Origin of the sequence: Novosphingobium sp. 1529, from assembly GCF_040544855.1 — a bacterium.
Taxonomy (GTDB): domain Bacteria; phylum Pseudomonadota; class Alphaproteobacteria; order Sphingomonadales; family Sphingomonadaceae; genus Novosphingobium; species Novosphingobium capsulatum.
The window spans coordinates 483,087-507,889 of the sequence record NZ_JBEPKW010000002.1; the positions used below are offsets into that span (position 1 = coordinate 483,087).

Genomic DNA, 24,803 nt, shown 5'->3' on the forward strand with positions numbered 1-24,803 from the left:
ATTCACCATTTTGATAGCAGGCGATACTGTGGCATGATGGCGCGATGATCGGACCTGACCTGCTGCGCGCGTTTGTCACCGTCGCCGAATGCGGCAGCTTTACCGGTGCAGCCCGGACGCTGGGCACGCGGCAATCCACGGTGAGCCAGCAAATCCGCCGGCTGGAGGAGCTGGCCGGGCGGCGTCTTTTGGCGCGAGACACCCACCGCGTGGCGCTCTCGGCCGAAGGGGAAGCGTTTCTCGACCATGCCCGCCGCGTGCTCGATGCCCATGGTCGGATGGACGCCCACCTGTCCGGCCTGCGCCTGCGCGGGCAGTTGCGCTTTGGTGCGTGCGAAGATTTCGTGCTGTCGGCCCTGCCCGATGTCTTGGCGCAGTTTTCGCGGCGCCATCCCGATGTCGACGTGGCATTGACCGTGGCGCTGAGCGAAACGCTCTATGACCAGTTCGACGCGGGCGGGCTGGACATCATGTTCGTGAAGAAGCGCTCCGGCGAGCGGCGCGGGGTGACCGCCTGGCGCGAGACGGTCGGCTGGGTCGCCTCGCCCGACTTCCGGCTCGATCCGGGCGATGCCGTGCCGCTGCTGCTCTATCCGCCGCCCAGCGTGACCCGCGCGCTGGCGCTCGATACGCTGGATCGCGTGCGCGCACCCTGGCGCGTCGCATTCACCAGCGGCTCATTGAGCGGGCTGACCGCGGCGGCGCGGGCCGGGCTTGGCGTGATGCCGCACTCGTTGCGCCTGGTGCCGCAAGGGCTGGCGCCGCTTCGCCCGCCCGGCACCTTGCCCGAGCTACCGGCAATCGAATTTGCCGTAATCGCGCCCGGTGGCCACAACCTGGCGGCAGAGGCGCTGACCGCCGCGATCCTTCACTGGGCAGGCGGCACGGGCGCCGTTGCCACCTGATCGACCGACCACGGCGCACGCGAAAGGTGGCGGGCGAGGAAATCGATCAGCACCCGCACCCGTGCCGGCCGCTGGCTGCCCGGCGGCGTTACGAGATGCAGCGCGATATCGGGGATGCGCCATTCGGGCATTACCTCGACCAGGCGGCCGGCAGCCATGTCTTCCCACACCATGAAATCGGGTTGCAGCGCCAGCCCTTGGCCTGCCAGCAGCGCCGGAGCCAGCGCATCGGCATTGTTGGCGCCAAGCCGGCCCTTGACCGTCACCACATAATCCCCCTCCACCGCGTGGTGGAAGCGCCAGGATTCCGGCGCATCGAGATTGGTGTAGAGAAGCCCGACATGCCGCGACAGATCGCGCGGATGGGTGGGCGTGCCATGCGCCGCAAGATAGGAGGGCGCCGCGACCAGCGGCCGGCGCACCGCACACAGCCGCCGCGCCCGTAGCGAGCTATCATCCAGCCCGGCAATGCGCAGCACCACGTCGTGCCCGCCGCCCACGACATCGACCCGCGCGTCCGACAGATCGAGATCGAGGCCCACGTGCGGGTAAGCCTCCAGGAATTGCGGCAAGAGCGGTGCGACATGGCGCAGGCCAAAGCCCATGGGCACGGCCAGGCGCACCAGACCGCGCGGCACATCGCCTTCCGCACCTGCTTGCGCCTCGGCCGCTTCGCCATCGGCCAGGATGCGCCGCGCCCGATCGAGCACGCCGCGCCCGCTTTCGGTCAGCGCCAGGCGGCGGCTGGTGCGGTGGAGCAGCGGCACGCCCAGCCGCGCTTCCAGCCGGGTCACCGCCTTGGACACCGTGGGCTTGGACAAGCCCAGGGCATCGGCGGCTGCCGCGAACGAACCAGTATCGACCACTTTGGCAAAGATCGCCCAGGCTTCGAGATCAGGCAAAGACATTATGCAATTTCCTTCACTGATGCTTTTCCATCATTGCCATTTCTTTGCAAGTGAGAATGCCTAGATTGGCCCCAACAGCTGAACGGCACCGAACGCCGCCAGCCACTGGAGACAAGCCATGATCGAACTGCGCCCCTTTTCCGGCATCGGCCGCGCCAACCACGGCTGGCTCGATGCTGCCCACCACTTCTCTTTCGCCGACTACTATGAACCGACGCGGATGGCGTGGGGCAACCTGCGCGTGTGGAACGATGACACCATCGCGGCCAAGAGCGGCTTTCCGCCCCATCCCCACCGCGACATGGAAATCATCACCTATGTGCGCGAAGGCGCGATCACCCATCGCGACAACCTGGGCAACCAGGGCCGCACCGCCGCCGGCGACGTGCAGGTGATGAGCGCGGGCACCGGGATCACCCATGCCGAATACAACCTGGAAGACGAAACCACCCGCATCTTCCAGATCTGGATCATGCCCACCCGCCAGGGTGAGCAGCCGAGCTGGGGTGCACGCCAGTTTCCCAAGGCTGAACGGTCGGGTGAGCTGGTGGTCCTCGCCAGCGGCTATGCCGAAGACAAGGACGCGCTGCCGATCCGCACCGAAGCGCGCCTGGTCGCCGCAACGCTGCTGGCCGGGCAGAGCGTGGACTATGTCCTGGGCGCAGAGCGCAAGGGCTATCTGGTGCCGGCCACCGGCAAGATCACGGTGAACGGCGTGACGGCCGACGCGCGCGATGGCCTGGCCATTGCCGATGTCGACACGATCACCATCTCGGCGCTGGAAGACAGCGAAATCGTGCTGGTCGACACGCTGTGATGGCCTGACGCCGGCAATTGACCAACGGGGCGGCCGCAAGGCGCGGCGGCCGCCCCCATCCTCCCAGGCGCGCCGATCGAAAGGTTCACGGCCATGACCCAAGCCACCACCCCCGCCCATGTGCCCCATGCCAGCGCCACCAGCACCGGCGCGGGCACGTTCCAGTCTCGCCTGGCGATCGGCGGGCGCGAAGGGCAGGACGATATCCTGGCCGATGAACCGGTGGCGCTGGGCGGATTGGGCACTGGCCCGACACCCTATGATCTGCTGTGCGCCGCGCTGGCCACCTGCACCACGATGACCCTGCGCTTTTATGCCGGGCGCAAGGGCTGGGACATTGGCGCAGTCCACACCGTGGTCACCCATGCCCGCGTTGCCGGGCAGACCCCGCCCGACCAGTTTTCCCGCGCCATCACGCTTGACCCCTCGCTTGAACCAGCGGTTCGTGACGAGTTGCTCGGCATCGCCAACCGCTGCCCGGTGCACAAGACGCTGACGCAGGGTGCCACGGTAGCCACTGTCCTGGCTGCCTGAGCGGCTGCCCTTCCCCATCCCCCGTTTTGCAAGAGGTCTTGCCATGGTTCCCGCCACTGTCACCCCCGCGCTTTCTCGCCAGGATTGGCTGGCCGCCCACGTTGGCGCGCACGATGCCGACACGATCGGTTGCCGCGCCCCGGCCATGCCCGATCACGCCAAAACCCGCCTGCAACGCTGGATGACCCGCCTGTTCGGCGACAATGCCCCGATGCCGCTGGCCGATCCACGCCTGGAGGCCGTGCGCCGCTTTGCCTGCGCCACCCGCGCCGGCCGGCTGCCCGATGGCACGCTGATCGGCGAGTTGCACCAGCGCGGGCTGGACGATGCCGAACTGGCCGCGATCGCCCGCTTTGCTGCGTGAATGGCTCGGCGCGTGAGGTCAGGTGAACGCTTTTCATCAAAAGCGTGAAAAGGTCGCGTTTGGCAGGCCGGGAACCACAAGCCATGATCAGCCACGCCCGCCCGATTAAGGCAGGGGCATGCATCATTGGCAAAAGGCAAATCCCATGCGGCTGGACCTGTCGCCCTATCTTTCGCAAAAATTCCTCATGCCAGCGGAAACCGAGCAGCACAGCGCGTGCTGGATGGCCTGGCCGGTACGGACCGCGTTGTGGGGCGATCGCCTCGCCGCCGCCCAGACCGATTTTGCCACGGTGGCGCGTGCCATCGCCCGCTTCGAACCGGTGCACATGGTATGCCGCGAGCAGGACGTTACGGCCGTGCGCGAACAGTGCGGCGATGCCGTAACGCCATTCATCGCGCCGATCGATGACAGCTGGATGCGCGATTCCGGGCCGACGTTCGTGCGTGGCAGCAAGGGCGGGCTCGCCGTGGTCAACTGGGCGTTCAACGCCTGGGGGCGCAAATACCACCCCTATGCCGCCGATGCCGCGCTCAAGCGCCGGATGGCCGAGCAACTTGGCCTGCCGCTGGTCACCTGTCCCTTGACTGCCGAAGGGGGCGCGATCCTGTCTGACGGCGAAGGCACGGTGATCACCACCGAAAGCTGCCTGCTGCACGCCAACCGCAATCTGGGGCTCACCCGTGCCCAGGTCGAGGCGGAACTGCTCGCCGCGCTGGGTGCGGAAAAGATCGTGTGGTTGCCGGGCGACGCGGCCGAAGTGGAAACCGATGGCCATGTCGATTGCCTGGCGGCCGTCGTACGGCCCGGGGTGGTGATGATGGAAGATCCGGCGACGGCCAGCGGTGCCCGCGCCGAGACGCTGGCGGCCAACCGCGCCGCTCTGCTGGCGCAGCGCGACGCGCGGGGTCGGCCCTTTGCGATCATCGATCTTCCCGCCGCGCCCACGATCGATCCGCGCGATGCCCGGCACCAGCCTTCCTATGTCAACTTCTACATTGCCAATGGCGCGGTGATCATGCCCGGCCATGGCGTGCCGCAAGACGAAGCGGCGCGCGCTGCCGTGGCCGCCGCGTTTCCCGATCGCGCCGTGGTTCAGCTGGTGTTGCCGGCCCTGCCCTATGGCGGCGGCTCGATCCACTGCATCACCCAGCACCAGCCCGCACCGCATTTCCTGCCCGATGGAGCCCAGCCATGCGCTCAGTGACCGTTGCCGCCACCCAGTTTGCCTGCACCTGGGATCTTGCCGCCAATCTCGATCGCGCCGAAATGCTGGTGCGCGAGGCGGCAGCGCAGGGCGCCCAGGTCGTGCTGCTGCAGGAACTGTTCGAAGCGCCCTACTTCTGCGCCGATGAACGACCCGATCACTTCGCGCTGGCCCGCCCCTGGGCCGGCAACCCGGTGATCGCCCGCTTTGCCGATCTGGCGGCCGAGCTGGGCGTGGTGCTGCCGATCAGCTTTTTCGAAAGCGTGGGCGCAGCGCATTTCAACGCCCTGGCGATGATCGATGCCGATGGCACCGAACTGGGGCTTTATCGCAAGAGCCACATTCCCCAGGGGCCAGGCTATCGCGAAAAGTACTTCTTTGCCCCGGGCGATACCGGGTTCCAGGTGTGGGACACCGCCTTTGGCCGCATCGGCGCCGGCATCTGCTGGGACCAGTGGTTTCCCGAGTGCGCGCGCGCGCTGGCCTTGCAGGGCGCCGAACTGATCCTTTACCCAACAGCGATCGGCAGCGAGCCGGCCTTCCCCGGCTATGACAGCCAGCCACACTGGCAGCGTGTGATGCAGGGGCATGCCGGCGCCAACATGGTGCCCGTCATCGCGTCAAACCGGGTTGGCTTTGAAACGAACCAGGACGGTGACATCACCTTCTACGGCTCGTCCTTCATCGCCGACCAGTTCGGCGCCGTGGTAGCCCAGGCCCCGCGCCAGGGTGAGGCGGTGATCACCGCCAGCTTCGACCTGGACGAAATTGCTCCGCAGCGTGCCGGCTGGGGCCTGTTCCGCGATCGCCGGCCGGAACTCTATGGCGTGATCGGCACCTACGGCGGCTAAACCGGCAATTGCGTGGTGGCCTTGATCCGCTTGAGCGCAAAGTGCGAGGCGGACGTGGCCACCGCCGGGTGACGCAGCAGGGCGTGCATCAGGAAATGCTCGTATTGCGCCATATCGCGCACCACGATGCGCAACTGATAGTCCCATTCGCCCGACATCGACAGGCATTCGAGCACTTCATCGCGATCCAGCACGAATTGCTCGAAACTGCCACGGGCCTGTGCGTCATGGGCCTTCATCCGCACCTGGCAGACGGCATCGAGCGCCAGCCCCAGCGCAGCTGGATCGAGCAGGCGTACTGCGGGCCCCAGCACCCCGGCCTCTTCCAGCGCCTTGAGCCGGCGCCAGCACGATGCGGGCGAGGTTCCCACCGCCTCGGCCAGGGCGGCGTGGCTGAGATCGGCCTGGCGTTGCACGGCCTGAAGCAGGCGGCGATCGAGAGCGTCAAGGGCAAGGGGGGCGGTCATAGCGTCTCTTATGGAGTTGCGAACGACAGAGGGAAGCAGCGAATCAAAACGAAATTTGTGCATTGCCACGAAAATCGTGAAGCATTCATACCAGCATCATGACACAAAACGATACAGATCATTCACCCTCGGGCGATTGACATCGCATTCTGAAACGACTTTCCAGATCGCCTGCGACACACTGCGCGGATGGCCAGCGATCTTCCCCTCACGCCGCCCCCTGGCGCTGCCGCCGATTGGACAGTGCCGCAGGACTGGGCCAGCTACACGCCGGCCGACCATGCCACGTGGGACACCCTTTTCCGCCGCCAGGTGGAAATGCTGCACGATCGCGCAGCGCCGGAATTCCTGGCTGGGCTGGACATACTGCGCCTGTCACGCCCCGGCATTCCCGATTTTGCCGAACTGTCAGAGCGGCTCTATCAGGCCACGGGCTGGGAAGTGGTGGCCGTGCCGGGGCTGGTTCCCGATGCGGTATTCTTCGATCACCTCGCCAACCGCCGCTTCGTGGCCGGGCGCTTCATCCGCCGGCCCGATCAGCTGGACTACCTGTCCGAACCCGACGTATTCCACGACGTCTTTGGCCATGTGCCGCTGCTCGCCAATCCGGTCTTTGCCGATTACATGCAGGCCTATGGCCAAGGCGGACTGCGGGCGCAGGGCATGGACGCCCTCGCCAACCTGGCGCGGCTCTATTGGTATACCGTGGAATTCGGGCTGTTGCGCACGCCGCACGGGCTTCGCATCTATGGCGCGGGGATCGTGTCCTCGCACGGGGAAAGCGTGTTCGCGCTGGATGATCCCTCGCCCAACCGACTGGGTTTTGACCTGTCGCGGCTGCTGCGCACGGACTATCGCATCGATACCTATCAGCAGAGCTATTTCGTAATCGACAGCTTTGCCGACCTGCTTGACCAGACCCGCAATACCGATTTCGCCCCGCTCTATGCCGCCGTGGCTGACCTGCCCACGCTTGCCCCCGACGCCGTGATCCCGCAGGATCGGGTATTGCACCACGGCACGCAGGCCTATGCCCGGCGCATGCCCGCTGCCTGAAGGAACGCCATGAACGAAACCAGATCCCTCGCCGCCCTTGGAGAAGCCGAACTGGTACAAGCCCTGGCGCTGTTGCCGAACTGGCAGCATGACCGGGCGCGCGCCGCACTGTACCGCCGGGTCGTCATGCCCGATTTTCCTGCGGCCATGGCATTCATGGTGCAAGTCGGCTTTGCCGCCGAGCGGATGGACCATCACCCGGAATGGAGCAATGTCTACAACCGGGTGGACATCTGGCTGACCACGCACGACGCGGGCGGCATTTCGACGCGTGACGTGGCCCTGGCTGGAATCATCGACGCGCTGATCTGAATTCCGCGATGCTGGCGTAACGGCCCATCACCCCCGGAAGCGATTCCGGGGGTTTTTTCGTGTGCGGCGTGGCCTAGCCGCCCTGCTCGCCGCCACGGCATTGCTGCAACCGCGTTGTCGAGAAGCCATCACCATGTGCCTTCAAACAACTGGCGAAATTGGATTTTTCGAAAGGCGTTTTGGTAACGTTCAGAAAACGTTTGACGCAAAGGGCATTCGCGGGCAATTTGATAAAACAAAATTGTTTAATCGTAGGCAAGACCTACAATCTTCAGGAGAGGACATTTCGATGCGATCGTTTGCGTCTCGTTCCCGCGTGCTGCGTTACGCGGTATCGGCCATCGCACTGGCAACCCCGGTCCTTGCCACGGCCCAGACCGCTGAAAATCCTACCACTGACAGCGCTGCCGGAACGCCCGAACAGGCGATTATCGTTACTGGCATTCGCGCCTCGGTCGCCCGCGCGATCGACGTGAAGCGCAACAGCGCCAGCGTGGTCGATGCCATTTCCGCGCAGGATATCGGCAAGCTGCCCGACGTGACGATTTCCGACTCGCTTCAGCGCATTCCGGGCGTGCAGATCCGCCGCGACGCCGGCGAAGGTGCCAGCGTGAACGTGCGCGGCCTGCCCCAGGTGCAGACGCTGCTTAACGGCGAAGCCTATCTCGGCGCGAACTCGATCACGTCGGTCCAGCCCAACTTCACCGACATTCCTTCGCAGCTGTTTTCGGGCGCGAACGTCATCAAGTCGCCTACCGGCACGCTGCTCGCTTCGGGCATCAGCGGCACGATCGACCTGCTCACGCGCCGTCCGTTCGATTTCAAGTCGGGCCTTTCGGGCGCGGCCGCTGTCGAAGGTTCCTATGGCGACAAGGCCAAGAAGTGGAACCCGCAGGTCAACGGCCTGCTCGCCTGGCGCAACGATGACGTCGGCTTCCTGGTTTCGGCGTCCTACGCCAAGGTCGATCTGTCGAACTCGTATTCGGGCATCCAGCGCGATTACGGCGGCCGCCTCGCCAATGAATCGATTGGCGATGCCACCGGCTACGGCGGCTTCCGCTTTGACGATCCCAATCGCGGCACCTCGATCTACAACAACGGCCTGCTCACCGGCGTGGACGTGAACGGCGATGGCGATGCCAACGATACCTATTTCTCGCCCCAGGCCCACACCGGCTGGAACCGCATCACCACGCGTGAGCGCTTCGGCCTCAACGGCTCGTTCCAGGCGCACCTCAACGACAAGCTCGACCTGGTTGCCGACGGGTTCTACACCAAGCAGACGCAGTATGATCGCACCGCTGGTTTCCAGTTCCAGGCGGTGAACTGGCAGGCGGCCGATTTCGTGCCGGGCCACTCGCGCGATACCGGCGTCAAGATCAACGGCTACAACTTCAACGTCGTAGATCAGTACAACTACACGCTGCAGAACTTCGACAGCTATTCCGAAACCGGCCGGACCAAGTCTGACTCGATCAACCTCAACCTTGAACTGCGCTATAACAGCGGGCCGTTCAAGGCGACGCTGCGCGGGCTTTATGGCAAGGCGCACAAGAACTTCGACGACAGCTATTTCCAGCTGAGCCTGTCGAACGGCAAGCAGTGGTTCAACGGCGTGGGCCACTATCCGGCCGCGCTGGGCGGCGATCGCACGTTCAACCCGCTGGGCTACACCTACAACACCCTGCCCGCCTCGATCGACTATCGCGGCGAAATGCCCAATTTCACCCTGCCGAACGCGCTGGCCAGCAACCTGGGGAATCCGGCGGCCTACGGCTTCAAAACCACGTCTTCGGAAAACAACTACCGGTCGAATTCGGATCTCAAGGTGGCGCGCTTTGACGCCAGCTATGAATTCTCGCCCGATGTGTCGTTCGATTTCGGTGCGCGCTATGGCGAACGTGGTGCAGAAGCCTATTACTTCGATCGTGCCGCGCCGTTCTATGCCGGCCAGGGCGCATCCGATCCCAACGGTTGCTACGTCAAGTGGAAGGCGTTCGACGTTCAGATGAACAGCAGCAGCTGTTCGGCGGGCGACGCCAACGGTTTCTATACCGCGGGCCTGACGCGCCTGGGCAACGACGCGACGATCTCCAAGTACCTCAAGCAGTACACCGTGCCGGCCGGGGGCGTCGGCGCGTTCTACGTGCTCGATCCGCACGCGATGGACGATGCCGCCTCGTTCCAGAACAGCTTCTATCCCGGCAACAAGGAATTCGTCATTCCGGGCCGGTCCTATTCGATCAAGCTCCACCAGAAGTCGGCCTATGGCCAGCTCAACTGGAACACCGAAATCGGTGGCATGGCGCTGCGTGCTAACGCCGGCCTGCGCGTGATCAACACCACCTTCAACGTGCGCCAGAACATCTCGGGTCCGGGGCAGCCCTATGGTCTTCCGGCTGCCGACGTGGGCGATATCTATACCCACCGCTCTTTCACCGACTGGCTGCCGGCGCTCAACGCCTCGCTCGACGTGACTGAAAAGTTCCGCGTGCGCGCCGCGTTCTCCAAGAACATGACGCTGCTTGATCTGGCGCAGTGGGGCGGTGGCCTCGATCTCAACTACGCGATCGATACCACGTTCAACCCACCGATCTTCCGCGTGTCGGGCGGCAATTCCAACGGCAACCCGATGCTCGATCCCTGGCGCTCGACCAACTATGAAGTGTCGTTCGAATATTACCTGAACCGTACCAGCCTGATCAACTTTGGCCTTTATCGCATTGATATCGCCAGCTTTGTGAAGACAGACTCGGTCAAGCGGACGGACCTGCCCGATCTTGACGGCGTGGTGCGCAGCACCGTGTTCATCAACTCGCAGGTGCAGGGTCGCGGCGGCTATCTGCAGGGCATCGAAGCCGGGGCCAAGCTTGGGTTCGATTTCCTGCCGGGCGTGCTCAGCGGCTTTGGCGTCGATCTCAACTACACGCTGTCTGATTCCAACGCCGGGGGCACCAACCTGAACGGGGCCAAGCTGCCGTTCCAGGATAACTCCAAGCACCAAGTTAACGCGGCGCTGTGGTTCGAAAAGTATGGTCTCCAGGCCCGCGTGGCGTGGAACTATCGCTCGGCCCGCGTGGAGCAGACGAACTTTGCCGGCATCGACGGCCTCACGCTGATGCAGGCGCCGACCAACTATGTCGACGCGTCGGTTTCGTATGATATCAACAAGCGTCTGACGATCTATGCCCAGGGCTCCAACCTGACCGGTGAACACGAGCGCTATTACCTCGCGTTCCCCGACCAGAAGGCCTTCAACAACATCTACGAACGCCGCTTCCTGATCGGCGCCCGTACCAAGTTCTAAGTCTATCGCACCAAAGAGGATCTTTTCACGAGCCTCCTGACTGACCCGCCGTCCAACTTCTCCCCTGGGCGGCGGGTCTTTTCGTTTCAACCACACGAGTGTTGCCATGACCGACATGCCAGCCGCCCAGCACGCCAAGCCCATCCGCCAGATCGTGATCGCCGGCGGCGGCACGGCGGGCTGGATGGCTGCCTGCTATTTTTCCGGCCGGCTGGCGCGGCAAGGCGTGGCCATCACCGTGGTGGAATCCAGCGCGATCGGCACGGTGGGCGTGGGCGAAGCCACGGTGCCGGGCATCCGCGACTATTTCCGTGCGATCGGCGTCGAAGACATCGACGTGCTGCGTGCCACTGGCGGCACAGTGAAACTGGGCATCGAGTTTCGCGATTGGGCCCAACCCGGCAGTCGCTTCTTCCATCCGTTCGGGCTCTATGGCGTGCCCTCACGCGGGGTGCCGTTTCACCAATACTGGCTCAAGCTGCAACATGCCGGCGAGCCGACCGACCTTGCGGCCTACAGCCTGTGCAGCGCGCTGGCGCAGCGCGGCGCGTTCATGCTGCCGCCTGACAAGCCGGTGAATGACCTGGCGGTGTTCGACTGGGCGGTACACTTCGACGCCAGCCGCTTTGCCGCGACGTTGCGCGATCGCGCGCTGGCGCAGGGCGTGCGCCACATCGATGACGTGATCAACGACGTGGCGTTGGATGCGCAGACCGGCCATATCGCGCATCTGGTAACAAAGGATCACGGCAGCGTTGCCGGCGACCTGTTCATCGACTGCACGGGCTTTCGTTCACTGCTGCTGGGCAAAGCGCTGGGCGTGGGGTGGACCGACTGGACCGATCTGTTGCCGTGCGACCGCGCGGTGGCCATTCCCTGCGCCGCCGATGCCACGCGCGATTGGCCCTATACCGTCAGCACCGCGCAAGAGGCCGGCTGGCAATGGCGCATCCCGCTGCAGCATCGCGTGGGCAATGGCTATGTCTATTCGAGCGCGATGCTATCGGATGACGAGGCCACGGCCAAGCTGCTGTCACGCCTGGAAGGTGAAGCCCTGGCCGAGCCCAACCTCATCCGCTTTGGAGCCGGGCATCGCCAGCGGTTCTGGGCGGGTAACTGCGTGGGCATGGGCTTGGCGGCAGGGTTCCTGGAGCCGTTGGAATCGACCAGCATCACCCTGATCCAGACGGCGATCGAACGCCTGGCGGAATTCTTTCCCGATGCCACGTTCGATCCGGCGCTGGCCGACGAATTCAACCGCGCCACCACACTGGAATATGCCCGCATCCGCGATTTCCTGATCCTGCATTACCTGGGCAACCGGCGCGTGGGCGAGCCGTTCTGGGACCGCCTGCGCCAGGCCGACGTGCCCGAGATGCTGGCCCACAAGCTGCGCCTGTTCCGCGCACGCGGGCGGCTGGTGCGGTATGAATGGGAAAGCTTCCTCGATCCCAGCTGGCTGTCGATGTACGCCGGGTTCGACTGGCTGCCCCGAGCACACGATCCCATGGCCGATCACTTTACCGATGCGGAAATCAGCGAGGCGCTGCGCCGCATGCGTGAAACAGTAGCGGGTGCCGTGGCCGAGGCACGGCCCCACCGCGATTTCATTGCGCATATCACCGGCGGCACACCGGCCGGCCCATTGGCCGCCTGAACCCGCGCCCGCCCGTTTGCACCAAGGATGATGCCGCCATGGATGGCCTGCGCCCGGCCAGCAGCCTTGCCGCCCTGCGGCTCAACCCTGGGCGTCTGCCGTCCACAGCACGCGCGCGGCGGGCAGCAGGAAATGGCTGAACGGCAGGATCGCCGCGCCCACCGCCGGTGCATCTTCGGCCAGCCAGGCACGCTGGACCAGCGACAGCGCCGGAACATGCGCGCCACGCCGCTGCAACAGCTGATTCAGCCGATCGGCCAGCGCATCGACCCAGCGCCCCGGCAACCGGCCGCCGACGAAAATCGCCGCCGGGTTGATCAGGCAGTTCACCGCGATGAGGGGATCGCACAACTCTTCGGCGGCGCCTTCCACCCAGGCAGCCATGGCACTGGCGAGACGAGGATCATCCGGGTTGCCGCGCAGATCAGCCTCGGTCAGGCCGACCGCACCAAGGGCACGGCGCACGCCCGAAAGCGAGACGAGATCCTGCACCGGGTGCGGGGCCTGTCCTTCCCGCCGCGCCAGCATGAAGCCGATTTCGCCGCTGCGGCCATTGGCACCGCGAAAATAGGCGCCATCCACAACCAGGCCACCGCCCAGCCCGGACGAAACCAGGATATAGAAAAAGCTGGAGCACGTCTGGCCGTGGCCCAGTTGCTGTTCACCCATCGCGGCCGCGGCAGCATCATTTTCAACGAAGATCGGCAGTTCGAACGGACCACGGAACAGGTCGGCAATATCGGCAGTTTCCCAGCAGGCGAAATCGGCAGGCCGGCCCGGCAGATCGACCAGGCCGAAATCGTCGGGCTTTGCCACCCCCAGCCCTACCAGCCGCGCCGGCTCGACCCCGGCCTCGTCCAGCAGGCGGCGGATCGATCCGCGATAGAGCGCCTGGACATCGGCCGGCATCGGGAAGGCAATGTCTTGGGTAATGCCGGCAACCACCGCGCCGGCAAAATCCACCACGACCAGCGTGATGTGATCGCGATCGATGTTGACGCCAATGGCATAGCAGGCCGACCGGTTGATCACCAGGCGCGTGGCTGGCTGGCCGCGTCCGCCGCGCCGCTGGCCGGCATCCTCGATCAGGCCATCTGCCATCAGACGCTTGGTAATGTTGGCGATCGCCGGCGGGGTAAGCCCGGTGATGCGGGCCAGATCGATGCGGGTAAGCGGGCCGTTGACGCGGATGGCATGCAGCGTGACGCGCTGGTTGTGATCGGCCGCACGCTCAAGGTTCGTGCCCGACAGGCGGATCTGATCGCTGGCCATTATGCCGCCCGCCCCTGTGGGGTTGCCGTCCGGGGCGGTTTCAACCTGTTCATCGTGCCTCGATCCCATGTGTTTCTATTGCCACGCACGGCCTGCGAAACAAATGCGAAAAGCGGGGCATTTGCGCGCAAATTTCATGCATCAGCCTGTCGGTTATGCCCGACTTTGGCACAGCCCCTCGTGAAAACCAAAAAATATTTAAACTTGTTTTAATTAAGGATGCCCGGAATGCCTGTAAATCGTTTTCGCCTATCAACTTACCTGTCGACAGCGGCTGCACTGGCCTTTGGCCTGGGCCTGTCGTGGGGTGGCGCGGCCTGCGCGCAGACTGCGCCGAGCGAGGCTGCCCTTCCCGCGGCCGCTGCCAGCGCCGTGGCCCACCCCGCGCTGTGGCCCCAGGCCCACTGGCCCTGGCGCCAGGATGCCGCGATGGAAACGCGCATCGCCGCGCTGATCAAGCGGATGACGCTGGAGGAGAAGGTTGGCCAGATCCTTCAAGCCGATCTTTCCACCGTCACGCCCGACGACGTGCACCGCTATCACCTGGGATCGGTGCTTAATGGCGGCAATGCCGGCCCCGGTGGCAATGACTATGCCCCGGCGCCCGAATGGCTCAAGCTGGCGGACGCGTTCTATGATGCCTCTGTCGACAAGCGCGATGGCGGCGTGGCCATCCCGGTGATGTGGGGCACCGATGCCGTGCACGGCCACAGCAACATCGTGGGCGCCACGCTGTTTCCCCACAATTCCGCGCTGGGCGCCACGCACGATCCCGCATTGCTGCAACGCATCGCCGCGGTGACCGCTACCGAAGTGCGCGTGACCGGCATCGACTGGACCTTCGCCCCGACCATCACCGTGCCGCAGGACACCCGCTGGGGCCGCGCCTTTGAAGGCTATTCCGAAGATCCGGCGCTGGTGGCCAGCTATGCCCGGCCATTCATCGAAGGGCTGCAGGGCAAGCCCAATTCCGGCCCGCTACTGGCCGGGCCGCACGTGATCGCCACGGCCAAGCACTTCCTGGCCGATGGTGGCACGTTCGAAGGGCGCGACCAGGGTGATGCCGTGATCGACGAGGCAACACTGATCAAGGTGCATGCACAGCCCTATGTCAGCGCGATCGACGCCGGGGTGCTGTCGATCATGGCCAGCTTTTCCAGTTGGCACGGCGTGAAGATGACCGGCAACAAGAGCCTGCTGACCGATGTGCTCAAGAGGCGCATGGGCTTTGCCGGCCTGGTGGTGAGCGACTGGAACGCGCATGGCCAGGTGGCCGGGTGCAGCAACGCCTCGTGCCCGCAGGCAGTCAACGCCGGGATCGACATGCTCATGGCGCCCGATAGCTGGAAGGCGCTTTATCACAGCCTCATCGCGAAAGTGCAGGATGGCACGGTGCCGATGGCGCGGCTGGACGAGGCGGTGGGCGCGGTACTGCACGTGAAGATGCGCGCTGGCCTGTTTGACGCAGGGCGCCCCTCTTCCCGCCCCTATGCCGGGAAATTCGATCTGCTGGGCAGCGCACCCCACCGCGCCGTGGCGCGCCAGGCAGTGCAGGAATCGCTGGTGCTGCTCAAGAACGAAGGCGGTCTTTTGCCGCTGTCGCCCAAGGCGCGCATTCTGGTCGCCGGCGATGGCGCAAACGACATTGCCCGGCAATCGGGCGGATGGACGCTCTCGTGGCAGGGCACCGGGCTTGATCCCAAGCTGTTCCCCGGTGCCACCACGCTGTGGCAGGGTATCGACGCGGCGGTGCGCACCGCCGGTGGCCAGGCAACGCTTTCCCCCGACGGCAGCTTTGCCGGGCAAAAGCCCGACGCGGCGATCGTGGTCTTTGGCGAGACGCCCTATGCCGAATTCCAGGGCGATCTGCGCAGCCTGCAACTCAAGCCCGATCTGCGCGCGCCGCTGGAAACGATGCGCAAGCTCAAGGCCGCTGGGGTTCCGGTGGTGGCGCTGATGCTGACCGGGCGGCCGCTCTATGCCAACCCGTTCCTCAACCTGGCAGATGCCTTTGTCGTGGCGTGGTTGCCGGGGTCGGAAGGCGAAGGCGTGGCCGATGTGCTGCTGCGCGGCAGCGATGGCAGCGTGGCCCACGATTTCACCGGGCGCTTGCCGTTCCGCTGGCCGATGACGGCTGTGCCCGGCGGAGCCACGCTCTATCCGCTGGGCCATGGGCTGTCGCTTAAAACTCCCGCGCCGCGCTGGGTGGCCCTGCCCGAGCAATCGGGCGTTGACGACAGCGCGGGCAGCACCACCGAGTATTTCCAGAAAGGCGTGCCAACGCCAGGCTGGTCGCTGGAAATCCAGAATGCCGGCACCGGCGGGGTGACGCGGATCACCAGCGTGCCCGCCACGGTGGCCGATAGCGGCGTGGCCATCACGGCCAGCGATTACCAGGTGCAGGAAGGGGCGCGGACCTTTGCCTTTTCCGGCAGCAAGGGCACCGCGGCGCTGGCGCTCACCACCCACGCCCCGGCAGACCTCTCGCGCGAGACCAACGGCGAGATGATGCTGGTGACCACGATCCGCGTGGATACGGCGCCCACCGCGCCGGTCACCCTGGCGATGGACAGCGCCGGAAAGGCCACCAGCCTGTCGCTGGGCAAGCTCGACATGCTGCCGCGCGGCACCTGGACGACGCTGGGCATTCCGCTGCAGTGCCTGCGCACGGCAGGGGCGCGGATGGATGCGGTCGACGCGCCGCTGATCCTGTCAACCGGCGGGGCGATGACGATCAGCCTGGCCCGGGTGAAGCTGGGGATGGATGCGCAAGTGCGGCTGCCCTGCGCCACGCATTGATCGCCGCGCCAAGCCCTCTTGACGCATGACGCGGGCCGGGACGATCCCCGGCCCGCGCCCATGCATGGTCAGTGCGAAAGCCGCGCGGCCAGTTCCTCGAGATCGACGCCGCGCGTTTCGGGGAAGAAGCGCCAGACCACCACCGCCTGCACCGCCATGGCCAGGGCAAAGACCACGAAGGGCAGGCTCTGGGTGAACTGCGCGACCACCGGGAAGGCAAAGCTGATCGCGGCGTTGAGCACCCAGTGCGTAGTGCTGCCCAGCGCCTGGCCGCGTGCGCGCACCGGCGTGGGAAAGATTTCCGACAGATAGACCCAGATCACCGCCCCTTGGGAAAAGGCAAAGGCAGCGATGAACAGCACGAGCAAAGGCAACAGGAACTGCGCGCCGCTGCCCGAGGCATAGATCGCCGCCACGCCCGCCAGCGCCAACGTGGTCCCAATCGCGCCGGTAAGCAGCAGCGGGCGACGGCCCACGCGATCGATCACCGTCATCGCCACCATGGTGGCAACAAGGTTGGTCAATCCGATGGCGACCGCCTGAAGATCGGCGGACACGCCGGTGAAGCCGGCCGCAGCGAAAATGTCGTTGAGGTAATAGAGAATGGCATTGATGCCGGAAAGCTGGTTGAACGCGGCAATCGCGATCGCCAGCAGGATCGGCCGGCGATGGCGCCGCCAATCGAGGCGTGCATCGGATTGATCGGTGCTGGCCAGCGCCATGGCATCGAGGCCAAGCCGGTCTGCCGCCACCCGTGCCTGCGCCCCACGCCCCTTGCTCGCCAGCCAGCGCGGACTTTCGGGAATGCCGGGCAGCATCACCGCAAAGAACAGCGCCGGCAGGGCCGCGATGCCAAGCTTGGCCCGCCAAGCAATGTCAGCCGGAAGCGCCAGCGCCAGCAGCCAGTTGCTGCAATAGGCAAGCAGGATGCCGGCAACGATGTTGAACTGGAACATCGCCACCAGCCGGCCACGCCGGGCCGCGGCGCTGACTTCGGAGATATAGACCGGCGCCAGCACCGACGAGCCGCCGATGGCAAGGCCGCCCAGAAAGCGAAAGGCCACGAACAGCGCCATCCCGCCCGCCAGGGCAGAACCGATCGCCGAAACGAGATAAGCGACACCGATCCAGGTCAACAACCGGCGGCTGCCCAGGCGATCGCCCAGCCCGCCGGCCACGCTGGCCCCCACCAAGGTGCCCCACAGCGCGGCGGAAACGGCAATGCCCAGCCCCGTGGCGGAAAGTGCGAAATGCTGGCGCAACGCCTCGGTCACGCCGGAAATCACCGCCGTGTCGAACCCGAACAGCAGGCCGGCCAGGCTGGCCGCGACGGCTGCCCTTACGGCCGCCGTCGGCATAGGCTGCAGAGCCCCTTCCCCCGGGCCGCTACCGCCCTCGAAATTCGCATGCATCGCGCTCTCCCAATCATTAATTCAATTTGACTTATTAATTCGGTTTGCGTCAGAAAGGAACCGACGATGATGGGCTGGCGACCGCGACGACGGGCCATCTCATACACCGGTGCCAACACCCGGCCAGGCGGGTGACGCGCCGACCAGGAGAGGGATTTTCGATGCGTTTTGCCACAAGCCTGCTTGCTGCCACGATTCTGGGTGGAATGCTGGCCCCGGTCGCGGGTGCTGCGCCTGTGACCAACGGCGGCCCGTGGAATGCTGCCCTGATGCAAGGCGGCATCGGCATCACCCGCGATGTGCCGACTACGGCTGCGGTGCTGGCCCCCCACGCCCCCACGGCCCTGGCCGCCTGGGTGCGCCCGCAGGCGATACAGAGCGGCACTGTGGTGCTGCTGTCGCTGGGCGATCCGGCCACGGCCTGCCGCTGCCTGGCCCTGATCGATGGCAAGCCGGCGCTGCGCATCGGATCGGCGATGATCGTGGCGCCCCGTGCGATTGTCGCCGGGCGGTTCACCCATGTGGCCGCCAGCTGGGATGGTGAACGCGCCACGCTCTATGTCGATGGGCAGGAAGTGGCGCGCGGCGGCTTGGCCGATGCCGGTGCCTTGGCGCCCCGCCTGGCCGTCGCCCCTGCCATGCCCGGCGCGCCGCACTTTGGCGGCGACCTGGTCGACGCGCGGATCGAGGATGGTGCGCTGCCGCTGCCGGCCGTGCAGGCGCTGGTTGCCACCCGGCCCGATTTCGATCTGGTGCAGATGTGGCACGTGGGGGTTGGTTGGGAATTCCAGAAGACCGCCAACACCGGCTATTGGCGCCAGCAGGATCCCTGGACACTGCCCCAGGCCAAGGGCGGCTTCTCCGCACCGGTGGCCAAGCCCGTGCCGGCTGCCGCCGTGGTTCAGCCGCTGGCCGATGGCGTGTGGCGGATCAACGGCTGGCAACTGGCTGGCGCGCCCGATGTGCCGGGTGCCGATGGGGCTACGCTTTCGCGCCCGGGCACGCCCAAGGGCCAATGGCGCGCAGCGACCGTGCCAGGCACGGTGCTGACCACGCTGGTCGATCGCGGGGTCTATCCCGATCCCTATTATGGCCTCAACAACCTGCGCATTCCCGAAAGCCTGGCGCGGCAGGATTGGTGGTATCGCACCAGCTTTACCGTGCCGGCGGATGCGGCGGGCAAGCGCCTGGCGCTGCGCTTCAACGGCATCAACTATGCCGCCGAAATCTGGGTCAACGGGCAGAAGCTGGGGCAGACCAAGGGCGCCTTTGCCCGCGGCGAATTCACGCTGGTGCCGGTGGCCGGCGAAAACGTGATCGCCGTGCGGGTTTCGCCGCCGCCGCATCCGGGCATTCCGCACGAGCAGTCGATCGCGGCCGGGGTGGGCGAAAACGGCGGCCAACTCGCCATCGATGGCCCCACGTTCGTGGCCACCGAAGGGTGGGACTGGATCCCGGGCATTCGCGATCGTGACACCGGGCTGTGGCAGGACGTGCAGTTGCGCGCCCGTGGTGACGTCCGCCTGCTCGACAGCCAGGTGGTGACCGACCTGCCCTTGCCCCGCACCGACAGCGCTGACGTGCTGATTATCGTGCCCCTGCGCAACGATGGCACCACGCCGCGCACGGTGACGGTGCGCGCCGCGTTTGACGATGTCAGCGTGGAACGCAGCGTCACGCTTGCCCCTGGCGAAGGCGAAGTGCGCTTTACCCCCGCCGATTTCCCGCAACTGCGCATCAAGAACCCGCGCCTGTGGTGGCCCAACGGCTATGGCGAGCAGGCCCTGCACCCGCTGCATATCACCGCCACGGTCGATGGCGCGGTGTCTGACCGTGCCGAGACGCGCTTTGGCATTCGCGAGGTTTCCTATGACCTTTCGCTGATGGATCATGCCGGCGCGCTGCGCCGTGTCAACGTGCAGCCCACCGACGGGCGCCTTGCCGGCACCAAGCTGATCGACGTGCGCCACGAGGCAATCAAGGAAACCCCGCGCGGCTGGGTGGAATCGCTCACGCTGGCAGGTGAAACATCGTCTGGCGTGCAAGCGCTGAGCGCGGCCGACACCCTGCCCGAACCGCACCTGACGATCCGCGTCAACGGCGTGAAGATCGCTGCGCGCGGCGGCAGCTGGGGCATGGACGACGCGATGAAGCGCGTCTCGCGCGAACGGCTGGAGCCGGCCTTCCGCCTGCACAAGGAAGCCCATCTCAACATCATCCGCAACTGGATGGGCACCAGCACCGAGCCGGAATTCTATGACCTGGCCGATGAGTACGGCATGATGGTGCTCAACGATTTCTGGCAATCGACCCAGAATTTCCAGGTGGAGCCGCAAGACCCGCAGCTGTTCCTGGCCAATGCCGAAGACGTGGTGAAGCGCTATCGCAACCACCCCTCGATCATCATCTGGTTCGGCCGCAACGAGGGGGTGCCCTATCCCACGCTGAACGAGGGGCTGGACGATCTGCTGTTCAAGCTGGACGGCACCCGCTGGTACACCGGCAGCTCCAACACCGTGAACCTGCAGGGCTCTGGCCCCTACAACTACCGCCAGCCGCAGGGCTATTTCACCGATCTGGCCACCGGCTTTTCGGTTGAAACCGGCACGCCCTCGCTGGCTACGGCAGCCGCGATCGCGCAATATGTGCCCGAGGCCGATCGCTGGCCGCTGAGCGATACGCTGGCCTATCACGACTGGCATTTTTCGGGGAATGGCGACACCAAGACGTTCATGGAAAGCCTGAACCGCCGGTTCGGCGCGGCAACCAGCTTTGCCGATTTCGAACGCAAGGCGCAGATGATGAACCTGGAAACCCACCAGGCCATGATCGAGGGTTTCCTGGGCCATCTCTGGACCAAGAACAGCGGCCGCCTGTTCTGGATGACGCATCCCGCCTGGCCTTCCAACGCATGGCAGATCTACAGCTCTGACTTTGACACCCACGCGGCTTATTACGGCGCGCAGCGTGCCGCCCGGCCGCTGCACGCGCAGCTCAACCTGCCCGACAATGCGCTGGTGCTGGTCAACACCACGCGCGAAGACGCCAAGGGCCTGGCCGTGACCAGCACGGTGACAGACCTGGCCGGCAAGGCGCTGTTCACGCGGCGCGACCGTGCCGATGCCCTGGCCAACCGCGACACCACGCTCAAGCCCCTGCCGCTCGACACGATCTTTGCCTCGACCCCGATGGTGCTCGTCGGCCTCACGATCACCGATCGCACCGGCAAGGTGGTGAGCGATACGGTCTATTGGCGCGGCAAGGATGAAGACGCCTATCGCGCGCTCAATGCCATGGGCGCCGCGCCGCTCGCGATCAAGACCGGCACCCCGCAGGACAGCGGCAGCGAACGGGAAATGGCCATCACGCTGACCAACAGCAGCAGCACGCCGGCTCTCAACACCCGCGCCACGCTGGTGGATGCGGCTGGCAAGCGCATCCTGCCGGCCTATTACAGCGACAACTATGTTGCGGTCATGCCGGGCGAAAGCCGCACCATCACTGTGCGTTGGCCGGCCAGCGCCGGCACGGCGGCGGCGGTGACGCTGGAAGGGTGGAACGTGCCGGCCGCGCAACAGGGTCTGTCGCAGTAATGCGGCTGCGGCATGGCCTGGCCGCGCTGGCGCTGGCTGCTTCCCCGGCATGGGCAGCGCCCGGCGCCGGGCACCCTGTCGCGCTGACGCAAAGTGGGCCGGTGGTCGGCACGGCCGATGCCGATGGCGTGACGCGCTTTCGCGCCGTGCCCTATGCCGCACCGCCACTAGGCCCGCTGCGCTGGCAACCGCCGCAGCCGGCGCCGGCGTGGCAGACCCCGCGCGACGCCACCGCGCCAGGCGCAACATGCCTGCAAAACGATTACGGCTGGAACCACGCCGACTATGTGCGCGGCAACGAGGATTGCCTCACGCTCGATATCGCCAGCCCGGCGCTGGCGGGCAAGCGCCCCGTCATGGTGTGGATCCATGGCGGCAGCAACCGCGCGGGATCGGCCGGGGGCACGGTGTTGAGCGACCTGGCGCGCCACGGCGTGGTACTGGTGGCCATCCAGTACCGGCTTGGCATCTTTGGCTTTCTGCCGCACCGCGCGCTGGCGGCAGAGCGCGATGGCAAGACCGGCAACTATGGCCTGATGGACCAGATCGCCGCGCTGCGCTGGATCAAGGCCAATATTGCCCGCTTTGGCGGCGATCCCACTCGGATCATGATCTTTGGCGAAAGCGCCGGCGCCGAAGACGTGGGCTATCTCCTTGCCAGCCCGCAAACGCCCGGCCTGTTCCAGGCCGCCGCCTTGCAAAGCGGCACCCCTGGCTTTGGCCTGCCGCCGCGCCCGTTGGCCGAGGCGCTGCGCCTGGGTGACCAGCTCGACGCCCAACTGGGCACTGATGGCAGCGCCGCGCCGCTGCGCGCGGCATCGCCGCATGCCCTGCTCGATGCAGACAAGGCGCTGCACGACAGCGCGCTGGAAAGCGACGATTTCATGTGGCTGCGCGCCACGGTAGATGGCGCCGTGCTTCCGGCCGCACCCGAAGCCCTGCTGGCCAGCGCGCCACCGCGCCCGGTGATCCTGGGTTCCAATCGCGCGGAATTTGGCCTGCCCGGGGGCCGCCCGCATCGCGATGCCAACGTGGCCATGGCCTTTGGCCCCAATGAAGCGCAGGCGCGCGCGTTCTATCGGCTGGATCGACCCGATCCGCCCGAAGACCCACGCCTGGGCAGCCGCGATTTGCAGATCGCCACCGACATCCTGTTCCGCTGCCCCACCGGGCGCATGGCTGATCTCCTGGCCGCGCATGGCTGGCCGGTGTGGCGGTACGAATTCGATATCGGGCCAGGTGGCGCGCGCAGTTTCCACGGCGCGGACATCGGCTATATCCACAATGCCACGCCGCTTGCCGATGGCAGCACGCTGCAAGCCCACTGGATCGCGCTGGCGCAACACGGCGCGCCACTCGCGGGATGGCCAGCCTATGCGCCAAAGCGCAGCCACCTCGTGATCACCGCGCAAGAAACCAGCACCGGCCAGGCGCTGGCGGATACACCCTGCCGTTGGAGCCGCTATCTGTGACCATTCCCGCCAATCGTCGCCGCTTTCTGGGCCTGATCGCCTCTGCGCCATTGGGTGTCGCCGGCGCCAGTACCGCCGCCCGCGCGGCCCAGCCCGTGCTGATGCCTGGCGCCCCGCCAGCGCCCACCCCTGCACCCGTCACGCTGACCGAGGACGAGCGCCGCCGACTGACCGACTTTCCTTGGCTGGCCCGCTATGCTGAAGACAATGCACGCATCACCGCCGCCGCCACGCCGGTAAAGCTGGTCTTCATGGGCGACAGCATCACGCAGGGCTGGCCTGACAAGCACCCCGCCTTCTTTGCGGCAGAGGGCCGCGCCTGCAGGGGGATCAGCGGCCAGACCACGCCACAGATGGTGCTGCGCATGATGGCCGACGTGATCGCGCTCAAGCCCCGCGCGGTGCACATCATGGCCGGTACGAACGACATTGCCGGCAACACCGGCCCAATGACCCTGCAGCAGACGCAGGACAACCTCGCGGCCATGGCCACCCTTGCCCAGGCCAGCGGCATTGCCGTGCTGCTGGCCTCGGTGCCACCGGCTGCACGGTATTACTGGCGCCCGGGCCTGGATACGGTGACCCCGATTACAGCAATCAACCAGTGGCTGGCCAGCTATGCCGCCACGCACGGGCACACCTTTGTCGATTACCACGGCGCGATGCAGGATGGCGCGGGCGGCATGCGGCCGGGCCTCGCCTATGACGGCGTGCACCCGACCGAGGTCGGCTATGCCGTGATGGAGCAGGTGCTCTCGCCCATCCTGGCAGCGAAAGGCTTTAGCTGACCCGCGCGGCTGCCACGGTTTGCTGGATGAAAGACAGCTTGGCAATGATCGCGTCAGACAAGTGGAAGGGATAGAGGTCGGCCTGCCCCATCGCCCGGTTCACCGCGTTCATGGCAAAGGACACCGGCGCCATTTCCGCCGCCAGGGCCGCGGCATCGGCACGATAGGGATCGAACTCCACGGCCACCTGGCCATCACCATCATGCCCGCCAAACGCCGTGAGCGACAGGTCAAAGCCGCGCGCCGTCGCCAGCACGTCGACGATGTGCAGGTAGTGGGCAAAGGTTTCGGCAAAATCCTCCCACGGGTGGCTGGTGGCATAGGCGCTGACGAAGTCCTCCGTCCACGGCTGCGCGCCACCGCCGTAGTGCGCGGCGAGCGCGGCACCGTAATCGGCGCGTTCGTCTTCGAACAGGGCGCGGCAGGCCTCCAATGTCGCGGGATCGGTCGCGACCAGGCGTGACCAGAAATGGTGCCCCACCTCGTGCCGGAAATGGCCGAGCAAGGTGCGATAGGGCTCTCCCATGTCGAGGCGGACCTGCTCGCGATGGGCATCGTCGGCCTCGGCCACGTTCAACGTGATCAGGCCTTCGTCGTGACCGGTGATGATCTTTGGGCCACTGCCCGCAGCGCCGGGCTCGCCATAGAGGAAATCGAAAGCCAGCCCCTGCCGTTCCGGCGTTTCCTCGGCCTTGGTCTCCAGCGGCAGGCCAAGGCGGATCAGCGTGTGGAACAGGCGGCGCTTGGCCTCTTCCACCTTGGCCCACAGTGGCGGCACGGCGGAATCGGCCAGATCGGGAATGGTGCGGTTGTGCCGGCAGGCACGGCACATGCCGCCCGGCGCATCGCGCGTGGTCAGCCAGTTGCAGATGCCGAAATCGTTGTTGTTGGCGCAGACCACCAGATCGGCCGAAGTCTCGGTGCGATCCTTCCACGTGGTGCCCTCTTCCGCCAGATAGCGAAAGCGATCGATCGCTGGGTCATAGCCGAGCGTTGCAGTGCAGGCAGGGCAGACCCGCACTTCGAAATGGTTGAGGCGCAGGCATTGAGGGCAGGCAAACGGGCGCATCGGTGGCTCCGGG

Annotated in this window: 19 protein-coding genes; 14 read left to right on the forward strand and 5 right to left on the reverse strand. The window is 65.9% G+C overall.

The genetic code is table 11. From position 1 onward, the window contains the following. Positions 1-44 precede the first annotated feature (44 nt). A complete protein-coding gene (locus tag ABIC78_RS07515; RefSeq protein WP_054131159.1) occupies positions 45-905 on the forward strand; it encodes a LysR substrate-binding domain-containing protein in 861 nt (286 codons plus the stop codon). Here the strand turns inward: ABIC78_RS07515 and ABIC78_RS07520 are convergent. Continuing rightward, positions 869-1,813, reverse strand: coding sequence for a LysR family transcriptional regulator (locus ABIC78_RS07520; RefSeq protein WP_022675356.1), 945 nt, complete (start codon positions 1,811-1,813; stop codon positions 869-871). The genes ABIC78_RS07515 and ABIC78_RS07520 overlap by 37 nt on opposite strands. A gap of 118 nt (positions 1,814-1,931) precedes the next feature. Between ABIC78_RS07520 and ABIC78_RS07525 the strand changes: the two genes are divergently transcribed. The 5 genes from ABIC78_RS07525 (at position 1,932) to aguB (ending at position 5,586) form a co-directional block, all read left to right on the forward strand. Then, the gene (locus ABIC78_RS07525) at positions 1,932-2,630 is read left to right on the forward strand and encodes a pirin family protein (RefSeq protein ID WP_022675355.1); all 699 of its coding nucleotides are present in this window, start codon (positions 1,932-1,934) and stop codon (positions 2,628-2,630) included. A 93-nt stretch (positions 2,631-2,723) separates the two neighbouring features. After that, positions 2,724-3,164 (forward strand): OsmC family protein, encoded by a 441-nt coding sequence (locus ABIC78_RS07530; protein WP_107716224.1) that lies wholly within the window; start codon positions 2,724-2,726, stop codon positions 3,162-3,164. A gap of 43 nt (positions 3,165-3,207) precedes the next feature. After that, the gene (locus ABIC78_RS07535; protein ID WP_022675353.1) at positions 3,208-3,528 is read left to right on the forward strand and encodes a hypothetical protein; all 321 of its coding nucleotides are present in this window, start codon (positions 3,208-3,210) and stop codon (positions 3,526-3,528) included. A gap of 145 nt (positions 3,529-3,673) precedes the next feature. After that, the gene (locus tag ABIC78_RS07540; RefSeq protein WP_309804479.1) at positions 3,674-4,735 is read left to right on the forward strand and encodes an agmatine deiminase family protein; all 1,062 of its coding nucleotides are present in this window, start codon (positions 3,674-3,676) and stop codon (positions 4,733-4,735) included. Then, positions 4,723-5,586 carry an N-carbamoylputrescine amidase gene (gene aguB / locus ABIC78_RS07545; RefSeq protein WP_354488632.1) on the forward strand — a complete coding sequence of 288 codons (864 nt, stop codon included), beginning with the start codon at positions 4,723-4,725 and terminating at the stop codon, positions 5,584-5,586. Before ABIC78_RS07540 ends, aguB begins: the two co-directional genes overlap by 13 nt. Here the strand turns inward: aguB and ABIC78_RS07550 are convergent. Beyond that, complete coding sequence (locus ABIC78_RS07550) at positions 5,583-6,053, reverse strand: Lrp/AsnC family transcriptional regulator (protein WP_171792216.1); 471 nt, start codon at positions 6,051-6,053, stop codon at positions 5,583-5,585. The genes aguB and ABIC78_RS07550 overlap by 4 nt on opposite strands. Positions 6,054-6,242: 189 nt before the next feature. Between ABIC78_RS07550 and phhA the strand changes: the two genes are divergently transcribed. The 4 genes from phhA (at position 6,243) to ABIC78_RS07570 (ending at position 12,385) form a co-directional block, all read left to right on the forward strand. After that, a complete protein-coding gene (gene phhA / locus ABIC78_RS07555) occupies positions 6,243-7,109 on the forward strand; it encodes a phenylalanine 4-monooxygenase (protein ID WP_107716226.1) in 867 nt (288 codons plus the stop codon). Positions 7,110-7,118: 9 nt separating this feature from the next. Further along, the gene (locus ABIC78_RS07560; protein ID WP_171795954.1) at positions 7,119-7,421 is read left to right on the forward strand and encodes a 4a-hydroxytetrahydrobiopterin dehydratase; all 303 of its coding nucleotides are present in this window, start codon (positions 7,119-7,121) and stop codon (positions 7,419-7,421) included. A gap of 289 nt (positions 7,422-7,710) precedes the next feature. Next, positions 7,711-10,728 carry a TonB-dependent receptor gene (locus tag ABIC78_RS07565; protein ID WP_054131162.1) on the forward strand — a complete coding sequence of 1,006 codons (3,018 nt, stop codon included), beginning with the start codon at positions 7,711-7,713 and terminating at the stop codon, positions 10,726-10,728. A 106-nt stretch (positions 10,729-10,834) separates the two neighbouring features. Continuing rightward, positions 10,835-12,385, forward strand: a complete 1,551-nt coding sequence (locus ABIC78_RS07570) for a tryptophan halogenase family protein (protein ID WP_354488635.1) — start codon at positions 10,835-10,837, stop codon at positions 12,383-12,385. 81 nt (positions 12,386-12,466) lie between these two features. On the opposite strand, the gene ABIC78_RS07575 is transcribed toward ABIC78_RS07570, so the two are convergent. Next, positions 12,467-13,657 carry an ROK family transcriptional regulator gene (locus ABIC78_RS07575; RefSeq protein ID WP_107716300.1) on the reverse strand — a complete coding sequence of 397 codons (1,191 nt, stop codon included), beginning with the start codon at positions 13,655-13,657 and terminating at the stop codon, positions 12,467-12,469. Positions 13,658-13,885: 228 nt separating this feature from the next. Here ABIC78_RS07575 and ABIC78_RS07580 point away from each other — a divergent pair, with 228 nt between their 5' ends. Beyond that, positions 13,886-16,456, forward strand: coding sequence for a glycoside hydrolase family 3 protein (locus ABIC78_RS07580; protein ID WP_354488638.1), 2,571 nt, complete (start codon positions 13,886-13,888; stop codon positions 16,454-16,456). A 68-nt stretch (positions 16,457-16,524) separates the two neighbouring features. On the opposite strand, the gene ABIC78_RS07585 is transcribed toward ABIC78_RS07580, so the two are convergent. Continuing rightward, a complete protein-coding gene (locus ABIC78_RS07585) occupies positions 16,525-17,814 on the reverse strand; it encodes a sugar porter family MFS transporter (protein WP_354488640.1) in 1,290 nt (429 codons plus the stop codon). Positions 17,815-18,029: 215 nt separating this feature from the next. On the opposite strand from ABIC78_RS07585, the gene ABIC78_RS07590 reads away from it, so the two are divergent. The 3 genes from ABIC78_RS07590 to ABIC78_RS07600 are packed head-to-tail and all read left to right on the forward strand — an operon-like array spanning position 18,030 to position 23,721. Beyond that, on the forward strand, positions 18,030-21,461 hold the full coding sequence (locus ABIC78_RS07590; RefSeq protein WP_354488642.1) for a glycosyl hydrolase 2 galactose-binding domain-containing protein: 3,432 nt from the start codon (positions 18,030-18,032) through the stop codon (positions 21,459-21,461). After that, complete coding sequence (locus ABIC78_RS07595) at positions 21,461-22,933, forward strand: carboxylesterase/lipase family protein (protein ID WP_354488644.1); 1,473 nt, start codon at positions 21,461-21,463, stop codon at positions 22,931-22,933. The genes ABIC78_RS07590 and ABIC78_RS07595 overlap by 1 nt, the downstream gene beginning before the upstream one ends. Then, positions 22,930-23,721: a GDSL-type esterase/lipase family protein gene (locus ABIC78_RS07600; protein WP_354488646.1), complete on the forward strand. Its 792-nt coding sequence runs from the start codon at positions 22,930-22,932 to the stop codon at positions 23,719-23,721. Before ABIC78_RS07595 ends, ABIC78_RS07600 begins: the two co-directional genes overlap by 4 nt. Here the strand turns inward: ABIC78_RS07600 and ABIC78_RS07605 are convergent. Beyond that, positions 23,714-24,790 (reverse strand): zinc-binding metallopeptidase family protein, encoded by a 1,077-nt coding sequence (locus ABIC78_RS07605; protein ID WP_354488648.1) that lies wholly within the window; start codon positions 24,788-24,790, stop codon positions 23,714-23,716. The genes ABIC78_RS07600 and ABIC78_RS07605 overlap by 8 nt on opposite strands. Positions 24,791-24,803 lie beyond the last annotated feature (13 nt).